Genomic DNA, 7,318 nt, shown 5'->3' with positions numbered 1-7,318 from the left:
AGCGTTCATGCTAATGATCGGAGAAGCCGATATGAAGAAGGAAACCAAGACTAAAGATGAACTTCACACCGAAGTCATTAATGCAGCTATAGAACTGTTTGAGGGAGACAAGGAAAGGGCCGAACTCTGGCTTTCTGCATCTCTCCCTGCGATCGGCACCGAGATTCCCATCCACTACATTGATACCCCCGAGCGAGTCCAACAGCTACTCGACATTATCGGCCGGCTCGAACACGGGGTATGGACATAGAAATCGTGCCCATTTGTCACGACGCTGTTAGAGATACTCTGGAAGTAAATTACGGATATTGACCAACACCGAAGGAAGCGAAACCCTCTTGCATCCACATGAAATATAAGTATAAAACCAAATGCCAACAATGACTGCGAGCTCAATGGATAGCATGCTACAAGTGATTCTGGACACCGCTTCTCACGTGACTGCAGAGATCTTATCCCACGAAGTTACCGTCGTGGTTTGCCTCGCGATACTTGCATGGGGCGCAATCGCAACGTTTAGATTTCATCGTCGATTTAGCCCCCTCCTTCGGGACTTCCGAGAGAGACATGCTCTGTTAGAGCAAAAGTGCGAAACCGAAGAGGGGTTTGCAGAGTTCTTCGATGAATTGGATGAGAGCTTTCGCGAAAGCCCCGTTCTACGGCACTCTTGGCACGAATTCACCGAGACATTGATCCTTCCCGAGTTCGGCATGGAAGATGATGCGCCCTCCGTGAGAAACACGGCATCTCCCGACCGCTTCTTCAACCGTTACACCCTTTTGGAGCCACGCCTTAACCTTCGGCTCTACAACACCCTGCCAAATTTGTTCACCGGCGCCGGTATTCTTGGCACTTTCGTCGGCCTGGTTTACGGCATTTCACAGGCCAGCGGCGGCCTGGCTTCAGGCGATATCGAAGAAGCCCAGGTGGCCTTATCTTCTCTATTGAACGGGGCATGGCTGGCTTTTATGACGTCAATATTTGGTCTTGCCACTTCGCTGATGTTCTCCTACTGGGAGAAGCACCGAATTCACCAGTTCGATCAAACATGCAGTGATTGGGTGGAAGCACTTGATAAACGCCTGCAAAGAGTCACCCCTGAGAAGCTGGCCAATGATTCCCTGCTGGAGTTGAGGCAGCAATCCAACACACTTACTCAGTTCACCAATGATCTGGCTTTCCAGATTGGTGAGCAGTTCAACTCTCAGGTCACGAGCCGCCTCACTCCCGCCCTGGATGCTCTGTATGGAGAGATTCATGCCTTAAGGACCGAGCAGCAGAATGCCAGTGAAGAGGTTCTACGCGGGATAGTTGATCAGTTCTCGAAGACCATTTCTGCCTCTGCCGGCAAAGAAATGGAAGCGTTTGCTGAGACGGTCAAGACCATGGGCCAGTCGCTGGAGAGCCAGATCAGTGCTATGTCAGAGAACCACGAACGCATGCAGGCTGAATCTCAGCAGACTATCGAATCGCTCTCTGAGACTTTCCGTGAGAGTAGTCGGCGATTGAACGAAGAACTGGCAGATGCCGTGAGAAACCTCGTCTCTGAAATCAGCCAAACAGTTGCCGATATGACGCAAGAGCTTCGCTCGGCCACTGAAACCACCACCAGTAACATGCGGCATATTGTGGAGAGCTTCGACATCTCTGTTGGCAATCTCCGAAGTACTATCGAAACTATGCGTGATTTGACCTCCAACTCGGAGAGTCTCGCCGAACAAATGTCCGAGCTACTTGAGGGTGTTGATCGCTCACATCAGGCCATTTCCGATGTGATTGGCCACTTAGATGCCGTTGGCTCAGGTATTCAGGATTCTGTATCTACACTAAGCACGGCCGGTACCGGAATTGAAGAATCAGTGACGCGGCTTGAAAAGTCGAATCAAACGGTCGTGGCAGCGCAGGAACAGACTCGCCAACTGTGGGACAACTACGAACAGCGCTTTGCTGAGGTGGATCAATCCTTGGCGAAAGTCTTTGATTCTCTGCAAGACGGGCTATCCGATTACGCGAAGGCTACTGATAGCTATGTGCAGGGCTTGGATGAACATACGGCAAGCATTGTGAAGCAGCTTGCTGGTGCTGTTAATCAGCTAGAGGATGTCCTATCCGAGTTCAGCGAAGAGGTTGTTGAGCGCACATGATGGACCCGGCACGTTCAAGAGCTACGGAGGACGAAAGTTCAAATTACATGATGTCGGTTTCAGACATCATGTCTGCCTTGCTCTTTGTATTCATTATTACACTGATGGCTTTTGTCTTGAACTTTCAGCAGGCGCACAGCGAGCTTGAGGATACGCTCGGGCGATACACCGGTCTTGAGGACCTCCGAGAGCAAATGCTTAAAGAAATAGAGCAGGAGCTCGAAGCGCGGGATATCGAAGTTGCCGTTGACTACAAGCAAGGCGTTTTAAGACTTGACGAAAGGGCCATACGGTTTGAGCTGGCAAGCTCTGAACTGCGTGGCCAAGCAACAGAAAACGCCAGGCTAATCGCTACGGTGCTGAACTCCGTTTTGCCATGCTATACAGCCCTGCCAGATGCCAGAGCAAGTGCGCTCAATTGTGCCCCTGAAACTCTCCATACTCTCGAATCCGTATTCGTTGAGGGCCACACCGACAATGTGCCGATGCTAAGAAACGGTGAGGACCATAATTGGGATTTGTCGGCGCAGAGAGCGATACGAACATACCGTGAGTTTCTAGTCGCCGCGTCCGGGCTGGCATCGCTCTTCAACACTCGCAATCAGCCCGTGTTCAGTGTAACGGGATACGGTGATTCTCGGCCCGTGCCGGGGCATGAACACGATGTCCCGACAGCCGATCCAAGAAACCGTCGAATCGACCTTCGCTTTATTATGGAAACTCCAGACTCCTCAGCACCGGAAGTACTCAAAAATATCAGTGCGGAGTCTGGCGAATGACTGCTGAGTTGAAAGGGCGATTCAATATTTCGCTGCGCAAGCGAATCGGAATGTCTCCTCCTATCCTCAGTGAGTCGAAGCTAGCCGCAGCTAACATCTACATAAAGCGTTTATTAAACGCGGTAGAGGTTGATCTTCCCCAGCAGGAAGATATTCAAGCTGTTGCCGACAAGATTTGGACCCACTACACGGGAGGGCCAGATACTTGGTCCTTTAAGCCAAGAGCTTTGAGATTGAGTGCGTGGGCCCTTTTCGCCAGCCCAAAAGCCAATCCTGGTTCCTACTTAATCGCGGAACCCGGACTGCTGGAATGGTATGAAACAATTTGCCGAACTCGCTTTCGGGCAAGAGCCGTCATAGCTCTGGTACACAGTTATCTTTTCAATTTTGGTGAATCAAACCAACACCAGGAGAAACTGCGGCAATTATGCAAAAAAGCCATCGAATGGGGCGATTCACCAAAACTAGAACGGCAAAAAATGTTGGTGGATAAGTATCGGTTACTCGAACCCGATGGCCCGGAGGTACTATCTGAGAGCTTTGTGCATTCATCCAAAAGCGCCGCGGAGTTTATACAGGAAATTGGCATGGGTGCTGGCTTATCCGGCGCTGGCTACTTGAGGGAAACGGCACTAAACATTGGAAAGAGCACCCGTCGTCGTCTAAGTCAACGACAACTCACCATCCGCGAATTGGACCGAGTATTAGACTTTCACTTCGTAGACACATCTGCCCGAAAATTCTTCCGAAGCTCTGCGGGAGACCAGTCCGAGCTAGCTGAAAATTTGCTGCTGCCATTTGCTGAGGATGATCCGGAACCGGACATTCAACACCTACTCAAGAATTTCCTTATTCAGCACTGGGGAGACCCAAGACTGGACAGGTCAAACTGGCGGAGGGTTTCCGACACAGCTCAGGCAGTGTTGCGACGCTGGCTGGTAAAGGAGACTCTGGAAGACTTTTTCCGGTTGCTAGATCACCAGAGCCAATTCTATGAGGATGCTGACCGGCAATGGCGCTACCGCAGCGCATTTTGGCAGGCTTATCTGAGGGGTGGATTTATTACCGATGCATGGGTGGCGATTGGGTACCGGGTTCGGGAGGATGCGAATAAGTTCCTAAAAGCATCATCTATTCGATATGGAAATCTTAAGTCCGGCGATGGAGCCCGTCCAGATCATGCCGTCTTGATTTTGCGGGTGGGGTCACTGGTTGTGGTTGAGTGGAGCCATTCTGCGAAATGCAGGATTTGGTTGGCAGACGATGAACAAGTGCCTCAGTTCTATCGAAAGCAATACCAAAGACAAGAGCTTGTTACTGGATCGGATTATGAACAGATCCACCATTCAGCAGCTACCGGGAGTTGGCAGGGAAGCTTGGCCAACTATATTAAGCGGCGCACTGGGATCAAAATGGGCTTAAGGAGCTTGATGCCGAATGACTGATACAACGCGGGTTTTCAGAAAGTTTGGTGGTTTTTTGTTCCGTGTCGAGAATGACGTTGAACAGCCTTTGTTACGGGCCCTTGTTGCAGAAGATGAAGCCCAGAGCACTGCAGAGGGCATTTTTGTTCCTGACGCTCGCATTGCCAGTTTTGCTCCCTGGGAATTAAAGCAGCTTGGTCTACCCCCGGCAGCACCTTTCAGACTCCAGGTTCGCGGCGAAGGAGCCATCGCTACAGAGGGGTTCCGCTTATTGGTTGGTTTACTTCGGTCTGATGGCCGGCCGGTTACAGGCGGCAGAAGGGATGGAGTCGTTTTTAAGTCGGGCTCTCGTGAATATCTTCTCCTCAATCCACTTTATGAGGTGTTGGAGAAGGCCTCAAGCTTTTCGGCTGCCTCTACAATGGATGAAAGGATGTCACGCTGGTGTGACCTACGCGACCTCTTGCCTGAGGGCTCCGTAGTAGACCGTCAGCTTCAGACAATCAATCTTGTTAGGGGCGATGCGTTCACTCTGGATATTAAGCCAGGGGCTGATTTTGATCCTGTTCTACTGACCATTTCCAATATCGATGCATCTGATGAACGTGATGAAGACCGCGAGCCATCAGAAGCTCTCCCAGAATCTAGCCAAGAGACTTTTTCTGAAAGATTTGCGAAAGGACAAAAGGTCAACGGCCACTATGCATTGGGCGGTGGCTGGTACGTAACCCTGCCCAAGGAAACCCGATCGGCCCTAGAAGTAGTTAGAGAGATCAAACGGAGTCCCCTGAATGAGCGGCAGGCTTTTATTGCAAACCCGCATGCTGTCCTAAAGGATCATCTGAAAGACACCGTAGACGAGAAGATCATAGACTCCCTTTTCCTCGAACAAGAGCAATTCTTAAGCAGTCGCATTAAATGCCTGGGGGTGTGGCAGCCCAAACTGTGTGCTTATGTCCCCAACAAGGAAATGGAATGGATTCCTGAAGATGTTGTTGCTTTTTCCGGTAAACAGCTTGTTGGCGTGTCAATTGACAATAACTACTTCAATATCGCGCTCGACGATGCGCCTCAAATCGTTGCAGAGATAGAGCAAGCCAGAGCTGAGGGAAAACAAACCGTTACTTACTCTGGACAGTCGATTCCGGTGAGCGAGGAGTCTCAAGCAGCTCTGCGAAGACTCACGGAAAAGAAATCATCCAACCCGGCAACAAAGCAGACTGAAGATGAGAGCGAGACCGGTCCCGAGGAATTGGTTCCAGTATTAATCGATAATTTGGAAGAGCTAGGCTTTACGGCCAACAAACGCACGACTTCAGTGAGCCCTGGGGGCCTGCCCTCATCTTTAAAAACGACAACACTTTACCCCCACCAGGAACAAGGTATCCATTGGCTTCAGTCATCTTGGGCTGAGGGTATGCCTGGGGTCCTACTCGCGGATGATATGGGCTTGGGCAAAACCCTTCAGGTGCTTACGTTTTTGTCATGGCTGAAGGAACAGATGGAATCTGGCGCGCAGGATGAGAAGCCTTTCTTGATTGTTGCCCCAACGGGACTCTTGAAAAATTGGGAGAAAGAGGAAAAAACTCATCTATTGTCGCCAGGGCTTGGCACACTCATTCGTGCCTATGGTAAAGATTTAAAGGCTTTAGAAGAGCAAGGCTCTTACCATCGGACTCAAGCATTGCGAGAAGCCGACTGGGTACTTACAACATATGAAACCTTAAGAGACCGAATCCATAATTTTCTCCCCGTCGATTGGGCCGTAGTTGCCTTGGACGAGGCCCAGAAAATCAAAAATCCGGCTTCTAGAATGACTGACATGGCCAAGAGTCTCCAAGCCGATTTTACTATCGCAATTACGGGCACACCTGTAGAGAACTCCCTACAAGATCTCTGGTCTATCATGGATGCCGCACATCCCGGCCTTTTGGGCGCTCTTAAAGACTTTCGCAATGTTTACCAGAAACCAGCAGAAGAAAAAGGCGAAGTGGAACGGGCGCGCGAACTCCGCAGGGTACTCGAAGAGCAAGTCAGCCCTCCGGCCATCCTTCGCCGAATGAAAGATGAGCACCTGAGAGGCCTACCTGAGCGCCGTGAGCATGTAATAAAGGAACATATGCCAGAAGCACAGGCTGGTGCCTACTCCGAATCCATGAACGTTGGGGCGCAGAACAAAGGCCGTGCAGGGGGAATGCTAGAGGCAATTCAGAGTCTGCGAAAAGTTTCGCTGTTAGCCGGCGATCTTTCAGAAAAAGGCCTTACAAATGAATTGGTCGCAAGTTCCGCAAGGCTGTCAGCCACAATGAGGGTTCTTGATCAGATCAAAGCTAAAGGCGAGAAGGCTTTGATTTTTATCGAGTTCATTAACCTTCAGGAAGCCCTGATACCGTACCTGACGAGCCGATATAGTCTGGACATGCCGCCCTTGCGCATCAACGGGAAAATCAACTCCCAGGCAAGACAAAAAATGGTCGATGATTTCCAAACCAGGTTGCCTAACGAGTTTGATGTAATGTTGATCTCGCCCAAAGCCGGAGGCGTTGGGCTAACTCTTACAGCAGCAAACCACGTGATTCACCTTTCGAGATGGTGGAACCCGGCTGTAGAAGATCAATGCACCGACCGGGTGTACCGTATTGGGCAGGCACATGATGAAGTGCATGTTTATTATCCACTCGCCATCCATCCCGATGCTGGCGAACATAGCTTTGATCTAAATCTACACAAACTTCTTACCCGGAAAAGGGAGCTCAGCCACAATGTATTGGCTAGCCCAGAAGTAACAAAAGAGGAGCTTGGCGAACTGTTCCGGAGCACTTTCGGTAATATTTGAAGCCTGGAGGCTGACATAGATGCAGATTCACTGTTAACCGGCTTTAAGATAGATGATTTCTCGCGTGGGGTTTATTGCCCAGAATGGCGTGGTTGCCGCAGCTGTTCTTGCGTGTCAATGGCCATTTATTTTGAC

The 7,318-nt window shown here is 50.4% G+C and carries 5 protein-coding genes; all 5 read left to right on the top strand.

Annotated features, from left to right (window positions below; all coding sequences use genetic code 11):
• Nucleotides 1-31 precede the first annotated feature (31 nt).
• Nucleotides 32-250 (top strand): antitoxin Xre/MbcA/ParS toxin-binding domain-containing protein, encoded by a 219-nt coding sequence (locus B3Y70_RS16410; protein WP_273031016.1) that lies wholly within the window; start codon nt 32-34, stop codon nt 248-250.
• Between the two features lie 187 nt (nt 251-437).
• Nucleotides 438-2,144: an anti-phage ZorAB system protein ZorA gene (gene zorA / locus B3Y70_RS16405; protein ID WP_286896807.1), complete on the top strand. Its 1,707-nt coding sequence runs from the start codon at nt 438-440 to the stop codon at nt 2,142-2,144.
• Nucleotides 2,141-2,923, top strand: coding sequence for an OmpA/MotB family protein (locus B3Y70_RS16400; protein ID WP_273031020.1), 783 nt, complete (start codon nt 2,141-2,143; stop codon nt 2,921-2,923). Before zorA ends, B3Y70_RS16400 begins: the two co-directional genes overlap by 4 nt.
• Complete coding sequence (locus B3Y70_RS16395; RefSeq protein ID WP_273031022.1) at nt 2,920-4,368, top strand: EH signature domain-containing protein; 1,449 nt, start codon at nt 2,920-2,922, stop codon at nt 4,366-4,368. Before B3Y70_RS16400 ends, B3Y70_RS16395 begins: the two co-directional genes overlap by 4 nt.
• On the top strand, nt 4,361-7,183 hold the full coding sequence (locus tag B3Y70_RS16390) for a DEAD/DEAH box helicase (RefSeq protein WP_273031024.1): 2,823 nt from the start codon (nt 4,361-4,363) through the stop codon (nt 7,181-7,183). Before B3Y70_RS16395 ends, B3Y70_RS16390 begins: the two co-directional genes overlap by 8 nt.
• Nucleotides 7,184-7,318 lie beyond the last annotated feature (135 nt).

The organism is Marinobacter sp. UBA5687 (assembly GCF_002420325.1).
Taxonomy (GTDB): domain Bacteria; phylum Pseudomonadota; class Gammaproteobacteria; order Pseudomonadales; family Oleiphilaceae; genus Marinobacter; species Marinobacter nauticus.
The sequence above is the reverse complement of the archived record's forward strand: the minus strand, read 5'-3'. Positions and strand labels throughout refer to the sequence as shown.